This is a genomic window from Nocardiopsis sp. CC223A, from assembly GCF_030766825.1.
Taxonomy (GTDB): domain Bacteria; phylum Actinomycetota; class Actinomycetes; order Streptosporangiales; family Streptosporangiaceae; genus Nocardiopsis.
Genome location: NZ_JASFDV010000009.1, coordinates 35,835 through 59,731 on the forward strand (window position 1 = coordinate 35,835; position 23,897 = coordinate 59,731).

The window sequence follows — 23,897 nt, forward strand, 5'->3', positions numbered from 1 at the left end:
CGTCCCGCGCCCGGGCCCCTCGGCACCCGTGTCAGGCCGGGAGGCCCGGCTCGCGGGCGATGGGCATCTTCTGGACGGCTCCCGGGAACGTGTCCGCCGGGCCGTCGATGACCGCTTCCCCACCCCCGGACGACCCAACGGGACATGGCCGGAACAGACCCCCGAGAACACCGTTCCCGGGGGTCTCTCCTTGCCCTCGATCAGGCGGGAAGGCCCAGCTCGCGGGCGATGAGCATCTTCTGGACCTCGCTGGTGCCCTCGCCGATCTCCAGGATCTTGGCGTCCCGGTAGAAGCGGCCCACCGCGTAGTCGTTCATGAACCCGTACCCGCCGAACACCTGCGTGGCGTCGCGGGCGTTGTCCATGGCCGCGTTGGAGGCCACCAGCTTGGCGATCGCCGCCTCCTTCTTGAACGGCTCGCCCGCCAGCATGCGCGAGGCGGCGTCGTAGTAGGCCAGCCGGGCGGTGTGCGCGCGGGCCTCCATCTCGGCGATCTTGAACTGGATCGCCTGGTAGTGGCCGATGGTGTTCCCGAACGCACTGCGCTCGTGGGCGTAGCGCACGCTCTCGTCCACACAGCCCTGGGCCAGGCCCACCGACAGTGCGGCGATGGCGATGCGCCCCTCGTCGAGGATGCGCAGGAACTGGGCGTACCCCCGGCCGCGCTCGCCCACCAGGTTGGCCTCGGGCACCCGGCAGTCCTCGAACACCAGCTCGTTGGTGTCGGAGGCGTTCCACCCGACCTTGGAGTACTTCTGCCCCACCGAGAACCCGGGCGTCCCCGCGGGCACCAGGATGGACGAGATCTCCGGCCGCCCGTCCTCCCGCCGCCCGGTGACGGCGGTGACGGTGACCAGCGCGGTGATGTCGGTCCCGGAGTTGGTGATGAACGACTTGGTCCCGTTGATCACCCACTGCCCGTCCTCCAGGCGGGCCGTGGTGCGGGTGGCACCCGCGTCGGACCCGCCGTCGGGCTCGGTCAGACCGAACGCGCCCAGTGCCTCACCGGAGGTCAGCCGCGGCAGGTAGGCCTTCTTCTGCTCCTCGGTGCCGAACCGGTACAGCGGCATCGCGCCCAGCGATACCCCGGCCTCCAGGGTGATGGCCACCGAGGAGTCCACCCGGGCCAGCTCCTCCAGGGCCAGGCACAGCGCGAAGTAGTCGCCGCCCATGCCCCCGTGCTCCTCGGGGAACGGCAGGCCGAACAGGCCCATCCGCCCCATCTTGGCGATGACCTCGTAGGGGAAGGTCCCGTTCTCGTAGTGTTCGGCGATGACCGGGGCGACCTCGGTCCGGGCGAACTCCTCCACGGAGGCCCGCAGGTCGGCGTGCTCGGTCGACAGCTGGTGGCGGTTCACTGGTTCTCCTCGCTGGTGGCGGGGGCGGACGGGTGCCCGGGGGTGTCCGGGGACCCGGCGGGTTCGACGACGACCAGGACGGCGTCCATCGGGACGGACGCGCCGGGCCGGACCGCGACGGTGGCCACGGTGCCGTCGACGGGTGAGGTGACGGAGTGCTCCATCTTCATGGCCTCGACGACGGCCAGCGCCTGACCCGCGGTGACCGTGTCGCCGACGGCGACCGGCACGGCGAGTACCGTGCCGGGCATCGGGCTGCGCACGGTGCCGTCGGCCGCGGTCTCGTCGCTGCGCAGTGCGGCGTCGACGGGCTCCTCGTGCAGGGTCCAGGCGGAGCCGTCGGCGCCCAGCCATCGGTGCGCGGTGGCGGGGTCGTCGGCCCGCAGGTAGGTGCGGGTGCGGCCGGCGTAGGACACGGTGAGCCGGTCGCCGTCGCGGCGGGCGCGGGCGTCCACCGCCCCGGCTTCGCCCACGGCCACCGAGAACCCGGACCCGGCGCGGCGCACCCGGACGAGCACGGCCTCCCCGCCGGGGGCGCGCAGCCGCCACGGCGTCCACACGGCACCACCGATCCGCCACCCGTCGGGGACGGCGAACCGGTCGGCGGTGGGCGCCGGCGGCTCCAGATCGAGCATGTGGTCCAGGGCGACGGCCGCGTACACCGCGTCGGGCACGCCCTCGGGGGCGGACTCGGGCGGGGCGGACTCGATGAGATCGGTGCTCAGGTCGCCCGCGGCCACCCGCGGGTGGCGCAGCAGGCGGCGCAGGAACGCGGTGTTGGTGACGCACCCCAGCAGCAGGTACCCGCCCAGGGCGTCGTCGGCGCGGCGCAGCGCCGCGTCCCGGTCCGGACCCCACACGATCACCTTGGCGAGCATGGGGTCGAACGACGAGGTCACCTCGCTCCCGGCGACGATGCCCGAGTCCACCCGCACCCCCTCGCCGGCGGGCTCGGCCAGGGCCAGCACCGGGCCGCCGCTGGGCAGGAAGCCGCGGTCGGCGTCCTCGGCGTAGATCCGGGCCTCCACCGCGTGCCCGACCCAGGACACGTCGTCCTGGCCGAAGGGCAGCGGCGCGCCCAGCGCCACCCGCACCTGGAGCTCGACCAGGTCCAGGCCGCGTTCGCCGCGGACCGCGACGACCTCCTCGGTGACCGGGTGCTCCACCTGGAGCCGGGTGTTCATCTCCAGGAACGAGAACGACAGCTCGCCGTCGCCACCGGCCTCGGCGATGAACTCGACGGTGCCCGCGCCCACGTACCCGCAGGAGCGGGCGGCGGCCACCGCGGCCTCTCCCATGGCGGCCCGCTGCTTGTCGGTGAGCAGGGGGGAGGGCGCCTCCTCCACCACCTTCTGGTGGCGGCGTTGCAGGCTGCACTCGCGCTCGCCCAGGTGGAGCACGGTGCCGTGGGAGTCCGCCAGGACCTGCACCTCGATGTGCCGGGGCCGCTGCACCAGGCGCTCCACCAGCAGGGTGGAGTCGCCGAACGCGGCCAGGGCCTCGCGGCGGGCGGCCGCGGCGGCGGCGGGCAGCTGCGCGGGGGAGTGGACGGCGCGCATGCCCTTGCCGCCGCCCCCGGCGGAGGGCTTGATGAGCAGCGGGTAGCCGGTGGCGGCGGCCCGCTCCAGCAGAGCGTCATCGGACAGCGGAGCCCCGGGCTCCTCGGTGAAGCCGCCCAGCACCGGCACCCCGGCGGCGGCCACCGTCTCCTTGGCGCGGATCTTGTCGCCCATCGCGTCGATGGCGGCGGGCGGCGGGCCGATGAACGTCAGGTCGGCGTCCGCGCAGGCGCGGGCGAACGCGGCGTTCTCCGACAGGAAGCCGTAGCCGGGGTGGACCAGGGTCGCCCCGGTCTCCAGGGCGGCGGCGACGATGGCGTCGGCGTCCAGGTAGGAGGGCACGCGCACGGCCAGGTCGGCGGCCCCCACGTGCGGGGACCCGGCGTCGGCGTCGGTGTGCACCGCCACCGCGCCCAGGCCCATCCGGCGCAGGGTGCGCATCACCCGCAGGGCGATCTCGCCCCGGTTGGCGACGAGTACGGTCGTGGTCAAGGGTTCCTCACATCCGGAAGACGCCGTAGCCCACGGGCTCCAGCGGGGCGTGGCGGGCGGCGGACAGGGCCATGGCGAGCACGTCGCGGGTGTCGGCGGGGTCGATGACGCCGTCGTCCCACAGCCGGGCGGTGGAGTAGTAGGGGCTGCCCTGCTCCTCGTACCGGTCCCGGATGGGGGCCTTGAACTCCTCCTCGGCCTCGGCGGACCACTCCTCGCCGCGCGCGCCCATCTGGTCGCGGCGCACGGTCGACAGCACGGACGCGGCCTGCTCGCCGCCCATGACGGAGATGCGGGCGTTGGGCCACATCCACAGGAACCGGGGCGAGTACGCCCGGCCGCACATGGAGTAGTTGCCCGCCCCGAACGAGCCGCCGATGACGACGGTGAACTTGGGGACACGGGCGCAGGCCACCGCGGTGACCATCTTGGCGCCGTGCTTGGCGATGCCCCCGGCCTCGTAGTCGCGGCCCACCATGAACCCGGAGATGTTCTGTAGGAACACCAGCGGGATGCTCCGCCGGTCGCACAGCTCGATGAAGTGGGCGCCCTTGAGCGCGGACTCGGCGAACAGGATGCCGTTGTTGGCGATGATCCCCACCGGGTGCCCGTGGACGTGCGCGAACCCGGTGACCAGGGTGGTCCCGTACTCGGCCTTGAACTCGGTGAACTCGCTGCCGTCGACGACGCGGCCGATGACCTCGCGCACGTCGTAGGGGGTGCGGGTGTCGGCGGGCACCACCCCGTACAGCTCCTGCGGGTCCAGCACGGGCGGGCGCGGCTCGCGGGTCTCCCAGGCGGGCGCGCCCCGCGGGCCGAACGTGTCGGCGATGCGCCGCACGATGGACAGCGCGTGCGCGTCGTCGTCGGCCAGGTGGTCGGTCACCCCCGACACCCGGGAGTGCAGGTCGCCGCCGCCCAGTTCCTCGGCGGTGACGACCTCGCCGGTGGCGGCCTTCACCAGTGGCGGGCCGCCCAGGAAGATGGTGCCCTGCTCGCGGACGATGACGGCCTCGTCGCTCATCGCGGGGACGTAGGCGCCCCCGGCGGTGCAGGAGCCGAGCACCGCCGCGATCTGGGGGACGCCCAGCCGCGACATGGTGGCCTGGTTGTAGAAGATCCGCCCGAAGTGCTCGCGGTCGGGGAACACCTCGTCCTGCATGGGCAGGAACGCGCCGCCGGAGTCGGCCAGGTACACGCACGGCAGCCGGTTCTGGAGGGCGACCTCCTGTGCGCGCAAATGCTTCTTGACGGTCATCGGGTAGTAGCTGCCGCCCTTGACGGTGGCGTCGTTGGCGACCACCACCGTGGGGCGCCCGGCCACCCGGCCCACCCCGGCGATCATCCCGGCGCCGGGGGCGTCCTGCCCGTCGGCCCCGTACAGCCCGTACGCGGCCAGGGGCGCGATCTCCAGGAACGGGGAGCCCGGGTCCAGGAGGTGGTCGACGCGGTCGCGCGGCAGCAGTTTGCCGCGTTCGACGTGGCGGGCACGGGACTTCTCGGGGCCGCCCAGCGCCGCGGTGGCGATCCGCTCGCGCAGCTCCGAGGCGAGGGCGCGGTTCGCCGCGTCGTTGGCGGCGAACGCGGAACCGGCGGTGTCGACCGCCGAGCCGAGTACGGATGCCCTGCTCATGCTGTCCTCTCGTGGAGGGGTGTTAACGATCACTAACATCAGTGATGTTAGTGACCATTAACATGGGTGTCCACGGTTCGGTGCGACGAACCGCCGGACGGGGCGGGGAACGGAGCGGGCATGGGGTCCAGACCGACGGGCGACCGCCGTACGGCGCTGCTGGGCGCTGCGGCGGAACTGTTCGCCCAACGCGGCTACCGGAGCGTGGTCATCGACGACATCGGCCGGGCCGTCGGCACCACCGGACCCGCCCTGTACCGCCACTTCTCCGGCAAACAGGCGCTGCTCGGCGCGATCCTCATCGACGTCAGCGAACGCCTGGCCCGCCGCGGGCGGGAACTGGTCGCCGCCGCCCCCGACCCCGGGGAGGCGCTGACCGCACTGCTGCGCGGGCACATCGCGTTCGCACTGGACGAGCCGGCGCTGATCACCGTGCACGACCGGGAGCTGCACCACCTCACCGAGGAGGACCGGCGCCGTGTCCGCCGCCTCCAGCGCGGCTACGTCGAGGAATGGGTCGGCGTGCTCTCCCAGATGCGCCCGCACACCCCGGCCCCCGTGCTGCGGGCGGCGGTCCACGCCGTCTTCGGCCTGCTCAACTCCACCCCGCACAGCCGCGGGGAACTGTCCCGCGCGCACATGGCCGACCTGCTGCTGGGCATGGGCGCCGCCGCGCTGACGGCCCCCGACTCCCCGGTGGGCGGCACCGCGGGCGGTACCGCCGAATCCGCCGCCATCGACTGCGGCCGTTGACCGTAGCTTGACCCTTCCCCGGGTAGGCCGCCGCCTGAGGCTCCCCGGGGGTACGGACTCCCCGGGGCACGCGAGATCAACGAGGGGGAGACCTTTCATGGTCGACGGATCTCCGAACGCGACCACCACCAACGCGGGCATCCCGGTCGGCAGCGACGAGCACTCGCTGACCGTCGGGCGCGACGGCCCGATCGTGCTGCACGACGCGTACCTGATCGAGAAGATGGCGCACTTCAACCGGGAGCGCGTCCCCGAGAGGGTGGTGCACGCCAAGGGCAGCGGGGCCTACGGCACGTTCCGCGTCACCAACGACGTCAGCGGGTTCACGAGCGCGGACCTGTTCCAGCCCGGCCGCGAGACCCGGATGCTGGCGAGGTTCTCCACCGTCGCGGGCGAGATGGGCAGCCCCGACACCTGGCGCGACCCGCGCGGTTTCGCCCTGAAGTTCTACACCCGCCAGGGCAACTACGACATGGTCGGCAACAACACGCCGGTCTTCTTCATCCGCGACCCGCAGAAGTTCCAGGACTTCATCCGCTCCCAGAAGCGCCATCCGCAGACCGGGCTGCGGAACAACACCATGCAGTGGGACTTCTGGTCGCTGTCCCCGGAGAGCGCCCACCAGGTGACCTGGCTCATGGGCGACCGGGGCGTCCCCAAGAACTGGCGCCACATGGACGGCTTCTCGTCGCACACCTACCAGTGGATCAACGCCGAGGGGAAGCGGGTCTGGGTCAAGTACCACTTCCTCACCGATCAGGGCAACGACTTCCTCACCCAGGACGAGGCCGACCGGCTGGCCGGGGCGGACGGCGACGCGCACCGCCGCGACCTGTTCGAGGCCATCGAACGCGGCGAGTACCCGTCGTGGACGCTCAAGGTGCAGATCATGCCCCTGGAGGACGCGGCGACCTACCGGTTCAACCCGTTCGACCTGACCAAGGTGTGGCCGCACGGCGACTACCCGCTGATCGAGGTCGGTCGGATGACGCTGAACGAGAACCCGTCCAACCACTTCATCCACATCGAGCAGGCGGCGTTCGAGCCCTCCAACCTGGTCCCGGGCATCGGGCCCTCGCCGGACAAGATGCTGCTGGGGCGGCTGTTCTCCTACCCGGACACGCACCGCTACCGGATCGGCGTCAACTACAACGAGCTGCCGCCGAACCGGCCCGAGTCGCCGGTGCGCTCCTACGCCAAGGACGGGCGGATGCGGTTCTTCGAGCCCGACACCGGCGCCGTCTACCACCCCAACTCCTACGGCGGCCCCGACGCGGTCCGCCAGGAGGGCGAGGAACAGGCGTCGTGGCGGGTCGAGGCCGCCGAGCTGGTGCGCGAGGCCTACGGCCGCCACAGCGAGGACGACGACTTCGTGCAGCCGCGCGCGCTCATCCGCGACGTCATGGACGACGCCGCCCGTGAGCGCCTGGTGTCCAACGTCTCCGGGCACATGTCCCAGGTGACCGACGACGACGTGCGCAGCCGGGCCCTGAAGTACTGGCGCGACATCGACTCCGGGATCGGCGAGCGCATCGCCGCCGAGCTCAACGGGGGCTGACCCGCACCCACCGGGGGCGGACCGCCACGGGTCCGCCCCCCTTTCGCCCGTTCGGGGCGAAGGCCGACAGAAGGTCGCCGAGAGGTGGGAACGGCCCGGCTCCGGGGTTTCAGGGGCATCCGGGCACGGCCCTGCACGCGGCCGTCGTATCGGGTAGGGCCGCCGGTGACGGCGACCGACACGGAGAAAAGGAGCAACACATGGCTCGGCCTCGGATCGTGGTGGTCGGCGCGGGGTTCGGCGGTATCCACGCCCTGCGTCGTCTGGAACGCCGTATCCCGCCGGGGGCGGCGGACATCGCCCTGATCGCCCCCCACGACTACATGCTCTACAGCCCGCTGCTGCCGCAGGTGGCCTCCGGGCTGCTGACACCGCAGTCGGTGGCGATGTCGGTGCACCGGCTGACCCGGGAGACCCGCCTCGTCCCCGGCCACGCCGTCGGGGTCGACACCGACGACCGCGTCGTCGTGGTGTGCCGCCCCACCGGCGAGCTGATCCCCGTCCGCTACGACCGCCTGGTGCTGGCCCCCGGCGGCCTCACCCGGGCCTTCGACATCCCCGGCCTGACCGAGCACGCCTACGGGGCCAAGACCCTGGCCGAAGCCGTCCTGCTGCGCGACCACGTGCTCGCCCAGCTGGAACTGGCCAACGACACCGCGGACCCGATCGAGCGGGAGGAGCGCTGCCGGTTCATCGTGGTCGGCGGCGGCTACACGGGGGTGGAGACCGCCGCGTCCCTGATGCGCCTGTGCGAGGAGGCCGCCAAGCGCTACCCGGAGCTGCGCTCGGTGATCCGCTGGCACCTGGTGGACATCGCGCCCAAGGTGCTGCCCGAACTCGGCGACCGGCTCGGCCGCAAGGCCCTGGACCTGCTCCGCCACCTGGGCATCGAGGTCAAGCTCAAGGTGTCGGTGCGCGAGGTCACCGCCGACAAGGTGGTGCTCACCGACGGGCGGGCACTGCCCTGCCGCACCCTCATCTGGACCGCGGGGGTGACCCCCAGCCCGCTGGTGGAGACCCTGGGCAGACCCACCCGGCACGGCCGCCTGGAGGTGGAGGCCGACCTGCGGGTACCGGGCGTTCCGGAGGTGTTCGCCCTGGGCGACGCCGCGGCGGTGCCCAACCTGTCCGGGGATACGCCCTACTGCCCGCCCACGGCCCAGTACGCGACCAGGCAGGCGGTGACCGCGGCGGACAACGTGGTGGCCTCGATCCTGGGGCGGCCGCTGCGGGAGTTCCGGCACCGGGACCTGGGCCTGGTGGTGGACCTGAGCGGCAGGGACGCGCTGGCCCGGGTGCTGGACCTGGAGCTGACGGGGCTCCCGGCGCTGGGCGCCACCCGCGGCTACCACCTGATGGCGGTGCCCTCGCCCAACGCGCGGGCGCGGATCCTGGCCAACTGGGGCATCCGCGCCCTCATCGGCGGGGACGTGTCCCGGATGGGCTTCGCCGACGACGGGCGGCCGTCGTCCTTCGTGGCCAACGAGGCCGTGGGCTACCTCGACGCGGAGTCGGCCGGGCGTGAGGGCGCCCGGCTGCTGGAGAACCTCAGGGCCCGCTACGGCGAGGGCTGAGACGGCGAGGGGCGGCGGCCGCCACGGCCGCCGCCCCGAACGACACGGGGGCGGGGAGGTCAGGAGCGGACCAGCCGGGCGATGGCCTCCGACGCCTCCTTGACCTTGGCGTCGGCCTCCTCGCCGCCGTTGGCGACGGCGTGGGCCACACAGTGCTTGAGGTGCTCGTCCAGCATGGCCAGCGCGAAGGAGCGCAGGGCGCTGTTCACGGCGGAGGTCTGGGTGAGGATGTCGATGCAGTACTGGTCGTCCTCGACCATGCGCTGTAGGCCGCGGATCTGCCCCTCGATGCGGCGGAGTCGGTTGATGTGGCTCTGCTTGTCATTGCTGTAACCGTGGGTCGCAGCCATGGTCCCGCTTCCGTGTCGTTCCTGCTCAGTTGCCATGAACAATACCCCCTTGAGGTATTGAACCGCTCGGCGTGGCGGAGCATTCCGCCGCCGGGTGCCTTGGAAGGAGTTTCCCAGACGAACGGGGACGTAGGGTGTGCCGCGCTCCGCGGCGCATCCGGTCGCCGCCCGTAAACGTCGGTCCTGATCTGGGCAAGCCCGGGGCGGGGGGCTTGCCCTCGCCCCGGGGGCGCACCACCATGGGCCCATGGATCGAAGCGCCGACAACGACATCCTGTCCACCATCAGGGGCCTGATGGACGAGGAGCACGCCCTGCGCGCCACGCCCGGCGGCCTGTCCGACGAGGAGCGCGGCCGGATGAAGGAGGTCGAGCAGGCCCTCGACCAGTGCTGGGACCTGCTCCGCAGGCGGCGGGCCCGCGAGGAGTTCGGGCAGGACCCCGACGATGCGCAGGTCCGGCCGGTGTCGGAGGTCGAGAACTACCGCCAGTGAACCGCGTCCGACCGCAACCGCAGGGCCCCGCCCGGCATCAACCACGGTGAACCGGCGCGGGCCGGCGGCCGGCCGCCGGCCCGGACCGGCCCCGCGCCCCGGATCCGGAAGGGCCCCTCTTGCTCACTGCACTCACCGGCATCGGCCTGTCCACCGCTGCCGGGCTCAACGCCTACATCCCCCTGCTGCTGGTGGGCCTGATCGCCCGCTTCACCGACCTGCTGGTCCTGGGCGACTCCTGGACCTGGCTGGAGCACCCGGTCACCCTCGTCGTGCTGACCGTGCTGCTGGCGGTCGAGTTCCTCGCCGACAAGTTCCCGGCGGTGGACAGCGTCAACGACATGATCCAGACCGTCGTGCGCCCCTCCTCCGGCGGCATCGTCTTCGGCGCGGGGGCCTCCGCGGTGGAGCTCTCCGAGATCACCGGCACCGCCTCCGGCGCGACGGCCGGGGACGGCGTCTCCTGGGGGCCGGTCGTCGCCGGAGTGGTCATCGCCCTGGTGTTCCACCTGCTCAAGTCCCTGGGCCGGCTGGCCGCGAACTCGGTCACCGCGGGCTGCGCCGCCCCCTTCGTCTCCTTCCTGGAGGACGTCGTCAGCTTCCTCACCTCCCTCGCGGCCATCCTGCTGCCGGTCCTCATCCTGTTGGTGGTCCCGGTGCTGGCCGCGGTGGGCGCGCTGCTGGTGCGGCGCAGCCGCCGCCTGCGGGCCGAACGCGCCGCCGGCGGCGGGGCCGTCGGCCCCGGGGCGCCCGCCTGAGGTGCCCGGTGCCGACCGGTCAAGGCCGCGTAAAGTGCAGGTGATGACAGAGCTGACTTTCGATCCGAACGACATCACCCACATCGTCTGGGACTGGAACGGCACCCTCCTGGACGACAACCACGCCAACCTCTCCGCGGTCAACGCCGTCTGCGCCGCCTACGGCGTCGACCCGGTGGAGCTGGACCACTGGCGGGGCGTCTTCCGGCGCCCGCTGGTCCCCCTCTACGAGGAACTGCTGGGTCGGCCCCTCGCCGAGGGCGAGTGGGAGCGCCTGGAGAAGCTCTACGACGAGGACTACCTGCGCCACCTGCCCGCGTGCGAGCTGGCGCAGGGCGTCCCCGACGTGCTGCTCGACTGGGCGGGGGCCGGGCGCACCCAGTCGCTGCTGTCGATGGCCTCGCACGACCACGTGGTCCCGCTCGTCGCCGAACGCGGCCTGGCCCCGCACTTCACCCGGGTCGACGGCCGCAGGTACGACACCGAGATCGACTCCAAGGCCGAGCACCTGGTGCACCACCTGTCGGGCCAGGACATCGACCCGTCCCGGGTCGTGCTCATCGGCGACATCGACGACGACGCCCGCGCCGCCCGTGCGGCCGGCGCGCACGCGATCCTGGTGTCCACCGGCCTGATGGCGCCCGAGCGGCTGGCCGCCACGGGCTCCCCGGTGGCCGCGTCCCCGGTGGCGGCGGTCCGCGCGCTGCGCGGTCGCTGAGCCGGGGCCGCGGGGCCCGCTCCGCGGCCGACCGAAAGAACCCATGACCGGTTCTATCGGCCGGCCGCACCACTGGGACGGGAGCTGTCAATGGTGGCGCCCCACCCTGCGGGAACGCCCGGCAGTGGACCTCCCACAGGTTCCGTGAACACGGTGTGACCTGCGGACTTCCCGCCGTCTTCCGGCCGCACCTCCGGGGAGGCCGGGGGGTAACCTCCGCCATGGTGTGCTGTTAGATGGACCTCACAGCAACACACAGCCACGCGAATGGAAGGCGGGCCAATGACGGAGAGCAGCGTGCCCCGTGTGCTCTGGCGACCCGACGAGGAGACGGTGGCGTCGTCCAACATCGTCGCGTTCGCCCGGTGGGCCGAGGAGCACAAGGGCGTCGAGGCCTTCGGCACCGACGGTGACTTCGACTACGACGCCCTGTGGCGCTGGTCGGTCACCGACGTCGACGGTTTCTGGGACGCGATCCGCGCGTACTACGGCGTCCGTTTCGACACCCCCGCCGAGGGCGTCCTGGCCGAGGACGCCATGCCCGGCGCCCGCTGGTTCCCCGGTGCCACCCTCAACTACGCCCGGCACGTGTTCGAGGGGCGCGACCCCGACCGGGTCGCGATCCGCCACGCCACCGAGCTGCGCCCCCTGGCCGAGTGGACCTGGGGCGAGCTGCGCGCCCGCACCGCCGCGATCGCCGCCGGACTGCGCGAGCTGGGCGTGGGCCCCGGCGATCGGGTCGTCGCCTACCTGCCCAACCTGCCCGAGACCGTCGCCGCGTTCTACGCCGTCGCCTCCCTCGGCGCGATCTGGTCCTCCTGCTCGCCCGACTTCGGCGTGCGCAGCGTCATCGACCGCTTCGCCCAGATCGAGCCCAAGGTCCTGCTGGCCGTCGACGGCTACCGCTACGGCGGCAAGGACTTCGACCGCGGCCCCGTCGTCGAGGAGCTGCGCACGGCCCTGCCCACCGTCGAGCACACCGTCCTGCTCGACTACCTCCGCCCGGGCGCCGAGCCGCCCGAGGGCACCCTGGCCTGGTCGGCGCTGGATGCCTCCGGGGCGGGTTCCGAGCCGGAGTTCACCCCCGTCGCCTTCGACCACCCGCTGTGGGTGCTCTACTCCTCGGGCACCACCGGCCTGCCCAAGGCCATCGTCCAGGGGCACGGCGGCATCCTCCTGGAGCAGCTCAAGAACCTCCACCTGCACCTGAACGCGCAGGAGCACGACCGCGTCCTGTGGTTCACCACCACCGGCTGGATGATGTGGAACTTCCTGGTCAGCGTGCTGCTGACCCCGGCGTCCATCGTCCTGTACGACGGGTCGCCCGCGGCTCCGGACCTCGGAACGCTGTGGGACCTGGCCGACGAGGCACAGATCACCGTGTTCGGCACCAGCGCCGGTTTCCTCTCCTCCTGCATGAAGGACGGCGTCCACCCCCGCCGCGGCCGCGACCTGTCCCGCCTCAAGGCCATCGGCTCCACCGGTTCCCCCCTCAGCCCCGAGGCGTTCGCCTGGGTCTACGAGGAATTCGGCGACGACCTGTGGCTGTTCTCCACCAGCGGCGGCACCGACGTGTGCAGCTGCCTGGTCGGCGGCACCCCCACCCTGCCGGTGTACGAGGGCGAGATCCAGTCCCGCGCCCTGGGCATGGCCGTCGCCTCCTGGGACCCCGACGGCAAGGAGCTGATCGGCGAGGTCGGCGAACTCGTCGTCACCCGCCCGGCCCCGTCCATGCCGGTCTTCTTCTGGGGGGACGAGGACGGCCGGCGCCTGCACGACAGCTACTTCTCCATGTACCCGGGCATCTGGCGGCACGGGGACTGGATCGAGATCACCGACCGCGGCACCGCGATCATCTACGGCCGCTCGGACTCCACCATCAACCGCGGCGGCGTCCGCATGGGCACCAGCGAGATCTACCGGGCCGTCCTGACCCTGGAGGACGTCACCGACGCCCTGGTCGTGGACGTGCCCCACAGCGACGGCTCCTCGCGCATCGAGCTGTTCGTCGTCCTGCGCGAGGGCGCCGAACTCGACGACGCCCTCGTCAAGGAGATCGCCCGGCGCATCCGCACCGACTGCTCGCCCCGCCATGTGCCCGACCGGGTGCGGGTCGTCCCGGCGGTACCGCGCACGCTCTCCGGCAAGATCCTGGAAGTGCCGGTCAAGCGCATCCTCATGGGCCAGAACCCGGACAAGGTCGCCAGCCGCGACTCCCTGGCCGACCCCGAGGCGCTGGACCACTTCAGCACGCTGGTCGACTGAGCGACCGGGTCCCCGGGCACCGGCCCGGGGACCCGGACCGCCGGATTCGGGCCGACCGGGTTCCTTTACCCCGATAGGGGACCTTCGCGGCGGAAGATGGCCGGACCCGGCCATCTCGGGGCCCACGGTCTTGATTGTGGCCCTACCCACGGGGGCATAGCCTGGCCCGCGTGGCACAGAAGCGACCAGACGACATCGCCGCGCCGGCCTCCGGTCCGGCCCCCGCCAAGACCCGGATCGACGGCATCGACGCCGCCCGCGCCCTCGCGGTCTTCGGGATGTTCATCGTCCACCTCGGTGTCGACTCCATGGGTCTGCTCTCGCCGGAGGACTACGCCTGGGACCTGCACGGCATCGTGCGCGGCAACTCGTCGGCGCTCTTCGCCTTCCTGGCCGGGGTCTCGCTGGCGATGATGACCGGCCGCACCCGGCCGCTCGCCGGGGAGCCGCTGTTCCGGGCGGTGGTGCGGATCGTCACCCGCGCGGTGCTCATCGCCCTGCTCGGCCTGATCCTGGACCTGATGGCCGTGCCGGTCGCCATCATCCTCACCTACTACGGCGGGTTCTTCCTGCTCGCCCTGCCCCTGGTCAGGCTGCGCTCGTGGATGCTGTGGACGGTCGCCGGCGTACTGGCCGTCGTGGGCCCGCCGCTGTCGTTCCTGCTGCGCGACACCCTGTTCCCGGTCCAACCGCGCACCGGGGCGGTCACCTCGTTCACCGAGTTCTTCCTCACCGGCTACTACCCGGCGATCACCTTCATGGCCTTCGTGACCGCGGGGATGGCGGTGGGCCGCCTGGACCTCACCGCGCACACCGTGCGCCTGGGCCTGCTCGCCGGCGGCGCCGCCGCCGCGGTGTGCGGCTACCTGGGCTCATGGCTGACCCTGGGGCCGCTGGGCGGCATGGAACGGCTGATGGAGCTGCGCGCCCCCGAGCTGGCCGGAGCACCGCTGTCGACGATCACCGACCCGGCCGCGCTGGAGGAACTGCGCTACGCGGTCGACCAGGAGGCCGAGTCGATCTCCGGCCAGGTGCCCACCGACTCGTGGTGGTGGCTGGCCGTCAACACCCCGCACACCGGTACCACCTTCGAGATCCTGGAGGCGGTGGGCCAGGGCCTGGTGGTGCTGGTCCTGTGCATGTGGCTGTGCGAGCGGGCGCGCCCGGTGATGTACCCGCTGGCCTCGGTGGGGCGCATGCCGCTGACCGTCTACACGGGCCACCTGGTGGTGATAGCGATGCTCGTCGCGGTCGCTGGGTACGACTTCCACACCCCGTGGCTGACCGAGCGGTTCATCCTCGGGGCGCTGCTCTTCGCCACCTTCTGGCGGTTGGCCTTCGACCGCGGCCCCGCCGAGTTCCTCCTGGGCGAGGCGGCCGACGGGACCGTCCGCCTCGTCGGCTCCCTGCGCGACCGGGGCTGATCCCGGATCACCGCTGATGGTGTCCCACCGGGTGGTGTGACTTCGTTCGACTCCAGAGCCACAGAGGTGGCGACGCGCCGGTCGGCGATTCGTTTCCGTATCGAACAACCGTCGTCCTCACACCACTCCACGGGACATGACCTCACTGCCCGGGGCGGCGGATGGTGGACGAGGTCCGGTCCCGGTGGGCCAGCGTGTCGGAGGTGGTGCGCGCGTTCTGCCGGATGAGCCGGCGGGCGTCGTCGGCCGCCGACCGGGCCACCGCCGGGCTGGCCACCGGCCCCAGGGCGGATTCGGCGTCCTCGGGCAGGCCGAGGTCCACCGGCAGCCCGGCCCTGCCGATCACCCGCAGCTGGGCGCCCTCCTGGGAGAGGGAGGGGCGGATGTCCCCGTCCGGGGTGCGCCAGGCGCGCAGCCGGGTCATCAGCCAGTCGGTGCCCCGGTGCTCGGGGCCGCTCGGCCACGGTTCGCCGTCGGGCCGGTGGCCCAGCGCGTGCAGCACGTCCTCGGTGGTCCACCCGGCGGAGAACAGCCGGGCCGCCTCCGTGCGCAGCGACGCGAAGTCCACACCGCGCAGCGTCGGGTCCTGGGTGTGGATCAGCTCGCAGGCCCGGTGCACGTCGCGCGGGGTGTGCAGGGGGCGGGTGCGCAGGTCCGGCTCGGGGCGGCGCAGCAGAGCGTCATCGACGGTGACGATGACCTCCCCGCGCCGGTTGTCCCAGATGCCGACGTCCTCGCGCGCCCACCCCTGCGACTCCGCCAGGGCCGTCGCCAATCTGCGCAGGTCGACCTGCTCGTCCTCACTGCTGATCCGGAACTCCGCCATGGGGAAAGGGTACGCACATGTGTGCCTCATGTGTGCCTCGTGCGGGGTGTCGGCGGTGGCGCAGAGGGACAGTCCGGTCTAGACCGCGATCGACCCTTCTGTGACCGAGGACATGCCGGGAAGCACCGTTCCCGGGGGTTCCCGGCAAGGAATTGGAGGAAAAGACCATGGCCCGGTCAAGCTTCGGTTGGACTCTCCTCCAACCTTGGGCGGTGCGCCGCCGAGGGGTACCGGCGGTCCGTCCCCCCGGGGTTATGGTGACCACCTGACGGCCCGGAGAGGGATCGCCGATCCCTCCCGCGCCGCCCCCGCCGACCCCGGCGGAGGAGCCCGTCCCATCGTTCGACCGAGCTGTAGGTGCCCGTGTCCCACACCGCATCCGCGCCCGAGGCGATGACCGACCGCGCGCTCCGGGCGTTCCTGCACGGACTCCCGGGCGTCGACGAGGTCGGCGCCCGCGCCCGCGCCCAGGACCTGTCCACCAGGTCCATCAAGACCACCGCCAAGGCCCAGGCGATCGACCTGGCCATCTCCATGGTCGACCTGACCACCCTGGAGGGGGCGGACACGCCCGGCAAGGTGCGCTCGCTGTGCGCCAAGGCCGCGCTGCCCGACCCCGCCGACCGCACCGTGCCGCACGTGGGCGCCGTCTGCGTCTACCCCGACATGGTGTCCACCGCGGTCGAGGCGCTGCGCGGCACCGGCATCGGCGTCGCCTCCGTCGCCACCGCCTTCCCGGCCGGGCGCGCGCCCCTGGAGGTCAAGCTCGCCGACACCGCCCGCGCGGTGGCCGACGGCGCGACCGAGATCGACATGGTCATCGACCGCGGCGCGTTCCTGTCCGGCGACTACCTGAAGGTGTACGAGGAGATCGGGGCCGTCAAGGAGACCTGCGGCGGCGCCCACCTCAAGGTCATCCTGGAGACCGGGGAACTGGTCACCTACGACAACGTGCGCCGCGCCTCGCACCTGGCGATGCGCGCGGGCGCCGACTTCATCAAGACGTCCACCGGCAAGGTCTCGCCGGCGGCCACCCTGCCCGTCGTCCTCGTCATGCTGGAGGCGGTGCGCGACCACCGCGCCGAGACCGGCCGCTACGTGGGCGTCAAACCGGCGGGCGGCATCCGCACCACCAAGGACGCCATCCGCAACCTGGTCCTGGTCAACGAGACCGCCGGACCCGCCTGGCTCACCCCGGACCTGTTCCGGATCGGTGCCTCCAGCCTGCTCAACGACCTGCTCATGCAGCGGACCAGGCTGACCACCGGCACCTACCCGGGCCCCGACTACTACACGCTGGACTAGCCGTGATCTTCGAGTACGCGCCCGCACCGGAGTCCCGCTCCGTCGTCACCCTGCGCGAGTCCTACGGGCTGTTCATCGACGGGGAGTTCGCCCCCGCCGCGAGCGGCGAGAACCTGACCAGCCTCAACCCCGCCGACGAGACCAAGCTCGCGCAGGTCGCCGTCGCCGGTCCCGAGGACGTGGAACGGGCGGTCGCCGCCGCCCGCCGCGCCCAGGAGACCGTGTGGGGCCGCATGTCCGGCGCCGAACGGGGCAAGTACCTGTTCCGGATCGCCCGCATCGTCCAGGAGCGCTCCCGCGAGCTGGCGGTGCTGGAATCCCTGGACAACGGCAAGCCCATCAAGGAGACCCGCGACGTCGACCTGCCGCTGGTCGCCGCCCACTTCTTCTACTACGCGGGCTGGGCCGACAAGCTCGCCCACGCCGGGCTGGGCCCCGACCCGAAGCCCCTGGGCGTGGCGGCCCAGGTCATCCCGTGGAACTTCCCGCTGCTCATGCTGGCGTGGAAGATCGCCCCGGCACTGGCCACCGGCAACACCGTCGTCCTCAAGCCCGCCGAGACCACCCCGCTGACCGCCCTGGTCTTCGCCGAGATCTGCCAGGAGGCCGACCTGCCCCCGGGCGTGGTCAACATCCTCACCGGCGCGGGCGACACCGGCCGCGCCCTGGTCGAGCACCCCGGCGTGGACAAGGTCGCCTTCACCGGGTCCACCGAGGTCGGACGGCAGATCGCCCGCTCCGTGGCGGGCACCGACAAGCGCCTCACCCTGGAACTGGGCGGCAAGGGCGCCAACATCGTCTACGAGGACGCCGCCATCGACCAGGCCGTCGAGGGCATCGTCTCGGGCATCTTCTTCAACCAGGGCCACGTGTGCTGCGCCGGGTCCCGGCTGCTGGTGCAGGAGTCCGTCGCGGACGAGGTGCTGACCCGCCTCAAGGAGCGCGTCGCCAGGCTGCGGTTGGGCGACCCGCTGGACAAGAACACCGACATCGGCGCCATCAACTCCGCGGCCCAGCTGGAGCGCATCCGCGAGCTGACCGAGGCCGGCGAGGCCGAGGGCGCCCAGCGCTGGTCGCCCGCCTGCGACATCCCCGAGAGCGGCTACTGGTTCGCGCCGACCATCTTCACCGGCGTGTCCCAGGCCCACCGGGTGGCCCGGGAGGAGATCTTCGGCCCGGTCCTGTCGGTGCTGACCTTCCGCACCCCCGACGAGGCCGTGGTCAAGGCCAACAACACCCCCTACGGGCTGTCGGCCGGCGTGTGGACCGAGAAGGGCTCGCGCATGCTGTGGACCGCCGAGCGGCTGCGCGCCGGCGTCGTGTGGTCCAACACGTTCAACAAGTTCGACCCGACCAGCCCCTTCGGCGGCTACAAGGAGTCGGGCTACGGCCGCGAGGGCGGACGGCACGGATTGGAGGCCTACGTTGGCTGAACGACGCGGCGGCAAGAAGGCCGGTAAGGGCGGCGCGGCCGGGGCGGCCCAGGCGCCCGCCGTGCCCGCCCGCCTGGCGGTCCGCAAGATCTACAAGCTCTACCTGGGCGGAGCCTTCCCGCGCTCGGAGTCGGGCAGGAGTTACCCCGTGACCTCGAACGACGGAACGCACCTGGCCAACGCCGCGCTGGCCTCGCGCAAGGACGCCCGCGAGGCGGTCGCCGCCGCGCGCAAGGCGTTCGGCGGGTGGTCCGGGCGCACCGCCTACAACCGGGGCCAGATCCTCTACCGGGTCGCCGAGGTGCTGGAGGGGCGGCGGGACCAGTTCGCCGCCCGGGCCGTCGCCGCGCAGGGGCTGAGCAGGGCCCGCGCGGAGGAGGTCGTCTCCGCCGCCATCGACCGGTGGGTGTACTACGCCGGGTGGACCGACAAGGTCGCCCAGGTCGTGGGCGGGGCCAACCCCGTCTCGGGCCCGTACTACAACCACTCGGCCCCCGAGCCGACCGGTGTGGTCGTGGTGTTCGCCCCGCAGAACGCGCCGCTGCTCGGCCTCACCTCGGTCCTCGCCCCGGTCATCGCGACCGGCAACACCGCCGTGGTCGTGGCCTCGGAGACCGCGCCGCTGGCCGCCGTGGACCTGGCCGAGGTGCTGGCCACCTCCGACCTGCCCGGCGGGGTGGTCGGCCTGCTCACCGGGCGGGTGCCGGAGCTGGGTCCGCACCTGGCCTCGCACGCCGACGTCAACGCCCTGGACCTGACCGGGGCCGGCCGGGACGCGGTCGCCTTCGAGGAGGCCGCCGCGCAGACCCTCACCCGGGTGGTACGCCCCGGGCCGGGTGCCGACGCCGGCGAGGAGGCCTGGCTCGACCCCGACCCCGGCACCTCCCGGATGACGCCCTTCCTGGAGACCAAGACCGTCTGGCACCCCGTCGGCGTGTGAGGCCGTACTCCTTTGGACCCCCACCCCTCCCACCCGTCACCCGGCACCGCCCTCGACGGCCGGCCTCCGGTCGGCGGCCGTTCCCCGAAGGCGTTCACCCCGGACCTGCGGAGCCCCGCGGGTGCCCTCGCGCGGCCCCTCCCGGCCGTCCGCGGGCGTCTCGTCCACAGGCGGCCGGGTCCGGCTTGCGCCGGACCCGGATCGAACGCCAGTGTGAGGTGGGGCGGATCATGTCCGCCCCTGAGGGGAAAGGAGCCCGCGATGGGCGATGCGGTCGAGGACGCGACGGAGACGGTGCGGACCCGGAGCGGCGTGCAGCCGCGCCTGGTACGGCTGGACCGGGACACGGAGGAGACCGCACTGCTGCGCGCGGCCGTGCTGCGCCACCGGCTGGCCCCCGGGCAGGCCCGGTTCACCGGACTGCCGGTGGCCACCCTGCCCGCCGCCGACGCCGATCCCGACCGGGTGCCGTTCGCCGTCGTGGTCGGCGCGGTGACCGATGCGGCCCGGGCGCGGGAGGCCGCGGCCGGGTTCGGGGTGCTGGACCGGGCGATCCGGACACCCGGCATGGTCGAGAACCCCCAGCGCGCCGTACTGCTGCGCGCCTACTACGTCACGCCACAATGGCAGGGTCGGGGGCTGGGCCGGGCCTCCTGTGCCGCGCCCCTGCTGGACCGGTTGATCACCGAGGCCGCACCGCACGCCGACCGGGTGGTGCTGTGCGTCAACGAGGGCAACCACACCGCCCGGCGGGCCTACGAAGCCGCCGGGTACACCGCGACCGGGCACATCGTCCCCGGTGACGCGGGCCCGCAACACGTGATGTCGCGCCCCCTGCACACCGGGGCGCACCCCGCGCCGCGCCCGCGGCCCGAACGAACGGAGAACCCGCTGTGACCACCGGACCCAAGGCCGTCGCCGAGCAGGCCGCCGACGCCCTGCGCTCGCGCACCGGGGTGGACGCCTACGACATCGCCCTGGTCATGGGCTCTGGCTGGGCGCCCGCCGCCGACCTGCTGGGCGAGGGCAAGGACGAGCTGCCCACCGCCGAGCTGCCCGGCTTCCTGCCGCCCGCCGTGGCGGGGCACAGCGGCACCGTGCGCGGCATCGCCGACGGCGACCGCAACGTCCTGGCCTTCCTGGGCCGCACCCACCTGTACGAGGGGCACGGCACCGACGCCGTCGTGCACAACGTGCGCACCGCCGTCGCCGCCGGGGCCAAGACCATCGTCCTCACCAACGCCGCGGGCGGCATCAACGCCACCTACTCGGTGGGCTCTCCGGTGCTCATCGCCGACCACCTCAACATGACCGCCCGTTCGCCGCTCACCGGGGCGACCTTCGTCGACCTCACCGAGACCTACTCCGCCGAGCTGCGCACACTGGCCCGCGAGGTGGACCCGAGCCTGCCCGAGGGCGTGTACGCGGCCATGCCGGGCCCGCACTTCGAGACTCCCGCCGAGATCCGCATGCTCCGCGCCATGGGCGCCGACCTGGTCGGCATGTCCACCGTGCTGGAGGCCATCGCCGCCCGCGAGGCCGGGGCCCGGGTGCTGGGCATGTCCCTGGTGACCAACATCGCCGCCGGGCTGGAGGGCGCCAACCTCGACCACGAGGAGGTGCTGGCCGCCGGCCGCGACGCCGCCGACGCCGTGGGCCGCCTGCTCGCCGACATCGTCGCCCGTATCTGATTCCGAGCAGCCCCTCCCGGAGGAGAAGGACCCGCCAATGACCACCGACACCGTCGCCCGTGCCCGCGCCTGGCTGGAGGCCGACCCCGACCCCGGCACCCGTGAGGAGCTGTCCGCCCTGCTGGAGCGGGTGGCCGCCGGGGACGCCGAGGCCGCCGCGGACCTGGCCGACCGCTTCGCCGGGCGGCTGGAGTTCGGCACCGCCGGACTGCGCGGCGCGCTGGGCGCCGGGCCCAACCGGATGAACCGGGTCGTGGTCATGCGCGCCGCCGCCGGGATCGCCGCCTGGCTGCACGGCCGCGGCGGGGCCGGGCACGTGGTCATCGGCTACGACGCCCGGCACCGGTCGGCGGACTTCGCCCGCGACAGCGCCGCCGTCCTCACCGGGGCCGGGCACCGGGTCTCCCTGCTGCCGGGCCCGCTGCCCACCCCGGTGCTGGCCTTCGCCGTCCGGGACCTGGGCGCCGACGCCGGGATCATGGTCACCGCCAGCCACAACCCGCCCCAGGACAACGGCTACAAGGTGTACGTGGGCGGGGACCGCGACGCCGCCGGGGCGCAGATCGTGGCCCCGACCGACACCGAGATCTCCGCGGCCATCGACGCGGTCGGCCCGCTCTCCGCCCTGCCGCTGGGCACGGAGTGGACGGTCCTGGGCCGGGAGGCCGTCGACCGCTACCTGCGGGCGGTCACCGCGCTGGTCCCGGCCGGCCCCAGGGAGCTGTCGGTGGTCTACACCGCGATGCACGGGGTGGGCGGCGCGATCCTGGTGGAGGCGCTGGAACGGGCCGGGTTCTCCGCCCCCGAGAGGGTGGCCGCCCAGTTCGACCCCGATCCCGACTTCCCGACGGTGGCCTTCCCCAACCCGGAGGAGCCGGGGGCGCTGGACCTGGCGCTGGCAGCGGCCGCGGAGGTCGGCGCCGACCTGGTGATCGCCAACGACCCCGACGCCGACCGGCTGGCCCTGGCGCTGCCCGGACACGGCCCGCTCACCGGGAACGAGGCGGGCGGCCTGCTCGCCGAGTACGTGCTCGACCACACCACCGGGGACGACCGGGTGGTGGCCACCTCCATCGTCTCCTCCAGCCTGCTCGGCAAGATCGCGCGCGAGCGCGGGGTGCACTACGAGGAGACCCTCACCGGGTTCAAGTGGCTGGCCCGGGCCGGTGCTCCCGGCTCCCGGCGGGTCTTCGCCTACGAGGAGGCCCTGGGCTACTGCCTGGGGGGAGACGACGGCCGACCGGTCGCGGACAAGGACGGCATCGGCGCGGCGCTGGTGGCGGCCGCCCTGGCCGCCGCGGCCAGGGCGCGGGGGCTCACGCTGCTCGACCTGCTCGACGATCAGGCCCGTAGGTACGGGCTGCACCTGAGCGACCAGCTCTCGGTGCGGGTGTCGGACCTGTCGCTCATCGACACCGCGATGCGGCGGCTGCGCGCCGAACCGCCCACCGCGTTCGGTCCCCTGAAGGTCACGGGGATCGACGACTTCGCCGCCGGGCACGCGGGCCTGCCGCCGACCGACGCCCTGCGCTTCCGGCTGGAGGGCGGGGCCTGGGGGCGTGTGACGCTACGGCCTTCGGGCACCGAGCCCAAGCTGAAGGCGTACGCCGAGATCGTGATGGACGTGGAGGGCGAGGTCGCGGCCACCCGCGCGCAGGGTTCGGCGCTGCTCGCCGAACTGATGGCCTCGGTCGCCCTGGCGGTACAGGGATAGTGGGGGGTTCGGGGGGATAAGGGTCCGTTTCACTCGATGTCGCCGGGCTCCACGACGGGTCGGTGCACGACCTCGTCGATGACGGTGAGCGTCTGGGTGGACGTCACACCGGGGAGCGATTGCAGGCGGGTCAGGATCAGGTCCCGCAGCTGGTTGGTGTTGGCGACGCGGACCAGGAGGACGATGTCCGCCGAGCCGACCACGTACCAGCAGTATTCGATCTCGGGGTATGAGGAGAGGATCTCCCGGTTGGCTCGCCAGTCCGGCTGGCTTCCGGAGATGAGCACGAGCGCGGTGACGCCCAGACCCATCTTGGAGTGGTCGGTCACCACGGAGTAGCCGCGGATGACGCCCTCGTCGGTCAGCCGCTTGATCCGGTTGTAGGCCGTGGCCCGGGAGACGTTGGCCAGTGCGGCGATCTCGGTGATCCCGGTCCGCGCGTCCTTGGCGAGCGCGCTGAGGATCGTCTGGTCGGTCGCATCCGGCCGCCGGCCGTTCCTGCGCTGCTCGCCCATGGCCATGTGGGTGCTCCTCGTGTCTTCTCGTTCCAGTGCAAGCCCCTTCCCATCGTCGTCGACCGGGGCTAACGGACTACCAGGTAAACATTGTTTGCTTCCATCGGGATCTCAGGAATCGAGACGATGTCCGTCTGCGTGTGCGCCCGATCACCAGGGGATGCGTGCGGGCGGTCTCACCATGCGGAATCCTGTTCTCGCGTTCCTCGGCGCACGGGGGCGTCGGGGGTAACCGACTGTACCCAGGGTTGACGCGGCGATCGGTGCGGGGGTTTCCCGGCGGAACGAGGGTGCCCGCGCGCGGGTTCCGCGGCGGTGGCCGACGTTCTCACGTGATGGCCGCTTTCGGTCGTCTCTGTCGTGCCGCGCCGCCTTTTCCTGGTCGGACTGCCGGGGTGCATCCGAACGTATGCGCTCCACTGTCGAACGGGGCACCTGTCGTGGCCAACTGCGATCGTTCTGTGATGATGGGCGCAGATTCGTGGTGTATAGGTGCACCTGTCGTTTTCGCCGGTGGCGTGGGTCACTTGTTAGACGA

20 protein-coding genes are annotated in these 23,897 nt (G+C 72.7%); 14 read left to right on the forward strand and 6 right to left on the reverse strand.

The window, feature by feature from the left end:
* Nucleotides 1–200: 200 nt before the first annotated feature.
* Genes QJS33_RS05580 through QJS33_RS05590 form a run of 3 tightly spaced genes read right to left on the reverse strand, consistent with a single transcriptional unit; the run spans nt 201 to nt 5,042 of the window.
* Complete coding sequence (locus tag QJS33_RS05580) at nt 201–1,358, reverse strand: acyl-CoA dehydrogenase family protein (RefSeq protein WP_220559775.1); 1,158 nt, start codon at nt 1,356–1,358, stop codon at nt 201–203.
* Nucleotides 1,355–3,409, reverse strand: a complete 2,055-nt coding sequence (locus QJS33_RS05585) for a biotin carboxylase N-terminal domain-containing protein (RefSeq protein ID WP_372339593.1) — start codon at nt 3,407–3,409, stop codon at nt 1,355–1,357. The genes QJS33_RS05580 and QJS33_RS05585 overlap by 4 nt, the downstream gene beginning before the upstream one ends.
* Nucleotides 3,410–3,416: 7 nt before the next feature.
* Entirely contained in the window at nt 3,417–5,042 is a 1,626-nt protein-coding gene (locus tag QJS33_RS05590; protein ID WP_306366766.1) for a carboxyl transferase domain-containing protein, read from the reverse strand.
* 120 nt (nt 5,043–5,162) lie between these two features.
* Between QJS33_RS05590 and QJS33_RS05595 the strand changes: the two genes are divergently transcribed.
* The 3 genes from QJS33_RS05595 to QJS33_RS05605 all read left to right on the forward strand — a co-directional run bounded on the left by QJS33_RS05595 (nt 5,163) and on the right by QJS33_RS05605 (nt 8,927).
* A complete protein-coding gene (locus QJS33_RS05595) occupies nt 5,163–5,795 on the forward strand; it encodes a TetR/AcrR family transcriptional regulator (RefSeq protein ID WP_306366767.1) in 633 nt (210 codons plus the stop codon).
* Between the two features lie 97 nt (nt 5,796–5,892).
* Entirely contained in the window at nt 5,893–7,353 is a 1,461-nt protein-coding gene (locus QJS33_RS05600; protein WP_306366768.1) for a catalase, read from the forward strand.
* 200 nt (nt 7,354–7,553) lie between these two features.
* The gene (locus QJS33_RS05605) at nt 7,554–8,927 is read left to right on the forward strand and encodes an NAD(P)/FAD-dependent oxidoreductase (RefSeq protein WP_306366769.1); all 1,374 of its coding nucleotides are present in this window, start codon (nt 7,554–7,556) and stop codon (nt 8,925–8,927) included.
* Between the two features lie 59 nt (nt 8,928–8,986).
* On the opposite strand, the gene QJS33_RS05610 is transcribed toward QJS33_RS05605, so the two are convergent.
* On the reverse strand, nt 8,987–9,277 hold the full coding sequence (locus QJS33_RS05610; RefSeq protein WP_073380305.1) for a metal-sensitive transcriptional regulator: 291 nt from the start codon (nt 9,275–9,277) through the stop codon (nt 8,987–8,989).
* A gap of 247 nt (nt 9,278–9,524) precedes the next feature.
* On the opposite strand from QJS33_RS05610, the gene QJS33_RS05615 reads away from it, so the two are divergent.
* From QJS33_RS05615 to QJS33_RS05635, 5 genes are all read left to right on the forward strand, one after another.
* On the forward strand, nt 9,525–9,770 hold the full coding sequence (locus QJS33_RS05615) for a DUF2630 family protein (protein ID WP_306366770.1): 246 nt from the start codon (nt 9,525–9,527) through the stop codon (nt 9,768–9,770).
* A gap of 119 nt (nt 9,771–9,889) precedes the next feature.
* Nucleotides 9,890–10,528, forward strand: a complete 639-nt coding sequence (locus QJS33_RS05620) for a DUF4126 domain-containing protein (RefSeq protein WP_306366771.1) — start codon at nt 9,890–9,892, stop codon at nt 10,526–10,528.
* Between the two features lie 43 nt (nt 10,529–10,571).
* Nucleotides 10,572–11,246 carry an HAD family hydrolase gene (locus QJS33_RS05625; RefSeq protein WP_306366772.1) on the forward strand — a complete coding sequence of 225 codons (675 nt, stop codon included), beginning with the start codon at nt 10,572–10,574 and terminating at the stop codon, nt 11,244–11,246.
* A 282-nt stretch (nt 11,247–11,528) separates the two neighbouring features.
* The gene (locus tag QJS33_RS05630; RefSeq protein ID WP_306366773.1) at nt 11,529–13,511 is read left to right on the forward strand and encodes an acetoacetate--CoA ligase; all 1,983 of its coding nucleotides are present in this window, start codon (nt 11,529–11,531) and stop codon (nt 13,509–13,511) included.
* Nucleotides 13,512–13,681: 170 nt separating this feature from the next.
* Complete coding sequence (locus QJS33_RS05635) at nt 13,682–14,935, forward strand: heparan-alpha-glucosaminide N-acetyltransferase domain-containing protein (protein ID WP_306366774.1); 1,254 nt, start codon at nt 13,682–13,684, stop codon at nt 14,933–14,935.
* A 142-nt stretch (nt 14,936–15,077) separates the two neighbouring features.
* On the opposite strand, the gene QJS33_RS05640 is transcribed toward QJS33_RS05635, so the two are convergent.
* Complete coding sequence (locus QJS33_RS05640) at nt 15,078–15,761, reverse strand: hypothetical protein (protein ID WP_306366775.1); 684 nt, start codon at nt 15,759–15,761, stop codon at nt 15,078–15,080.
* 357 nt (nt 15,762–16,118) lie between these two features.
* On the opposite strand from QJS33_RS05640, the gene deoC reads away from it, so the two are divergent.
* From deoC to QJS33_RS05670, 6 genes are all read left to right on the forward strand, one after another.
* A complete protein-coding gene (gene deoC, locus QJS33_RS05645; RefSeq protein WP_306366776.1) occupies nt 16,119–17,066 on the forward strand; it encodes a deoxyribose-phosphate aldolase in 948 nt (315 codons plus the stop codon).
* 2 nt (nt 17,067–17,068) lie between these two features.
* On the forward strand, nt 17,069–18,499 hold the full coding sequence (locus tag QJS33_RS05650; RefSeq protein WP_306366777.1) for an aldehyde dehydrogenase family protein: 1,431 nt from the start codon (nt 17,069–17,071) through the stop codon (nt 18,497–18,499).
* Entirely contained in the window at nt 18,492–19,439 is a 948-nt protein-coding gene (locus QJS33_RS05655; RefSeq protein WP_306366778.1) for an aldehyde dehydrogenase, read from the forward strand. Before QJS33_RS05650 ends, QJS33_RS05655 begins: the two co-directional genes overlap by 8 nt.
* Nucleotides 19,440–19,700: 261 nt before the next feature.
* Nucleotides 19,701–20,336: a GNAT family N-acetyltransferase gene (locus QJS33_RS05660; RefSeq protein WP_306366779.1), complete on the forward strand. Its 636-nt coding sequence runs from the start codon at nt 19,701–19,703 to the stop codon at nt 20,334–20,336.
* Nucleotides 20,333–21,130: a purine-nucleoside phosphorylase gene (locus QJS33_RS05665; RefSeq protein ID WP_306366780.1), complete on the forward strand. Its 798-nt coding sequence runs from the start codon at nt 20,333–20,335 to the stop codon at nt 21,128–21,130. Before QJS33_RS05660 ends, QJS33_RS05665 begins: the two co-directional genes overlap by 4 nt.
* 37 nt (nt 21,131–21,167) lie before the next feature.
* Nucleotides 21,168–22,844: a phospho-sugar mutase gene (locus QJS33_RS05670; protein ID WP_306366781.1), complete on the forward strand. Its 1,677-nt coding sequence runs from the start codon at nt 21,168–21,170 to the stop codon at nt 22,842–22,844.
* Between the two features lie 29 nt (nt 22,845–22,873).
* On the opposite strand, the gene QJS33_RS05675 is transcribed toward QJS33_RS05670, so the two are convergent.
* A complete protein-coding gene (locus QJS33_RS05675; RefSeq protein ID WP_306366782.1) occupies nt 22,874–23,365 on the reverse strand; it encodes an Lrp/AsnC family transcriptional regulator in 492 nt (163 codons plus the stop codon).
* Between the last annotated feature and the right edge of the window lie 532 nt (nt 23,366–23,897).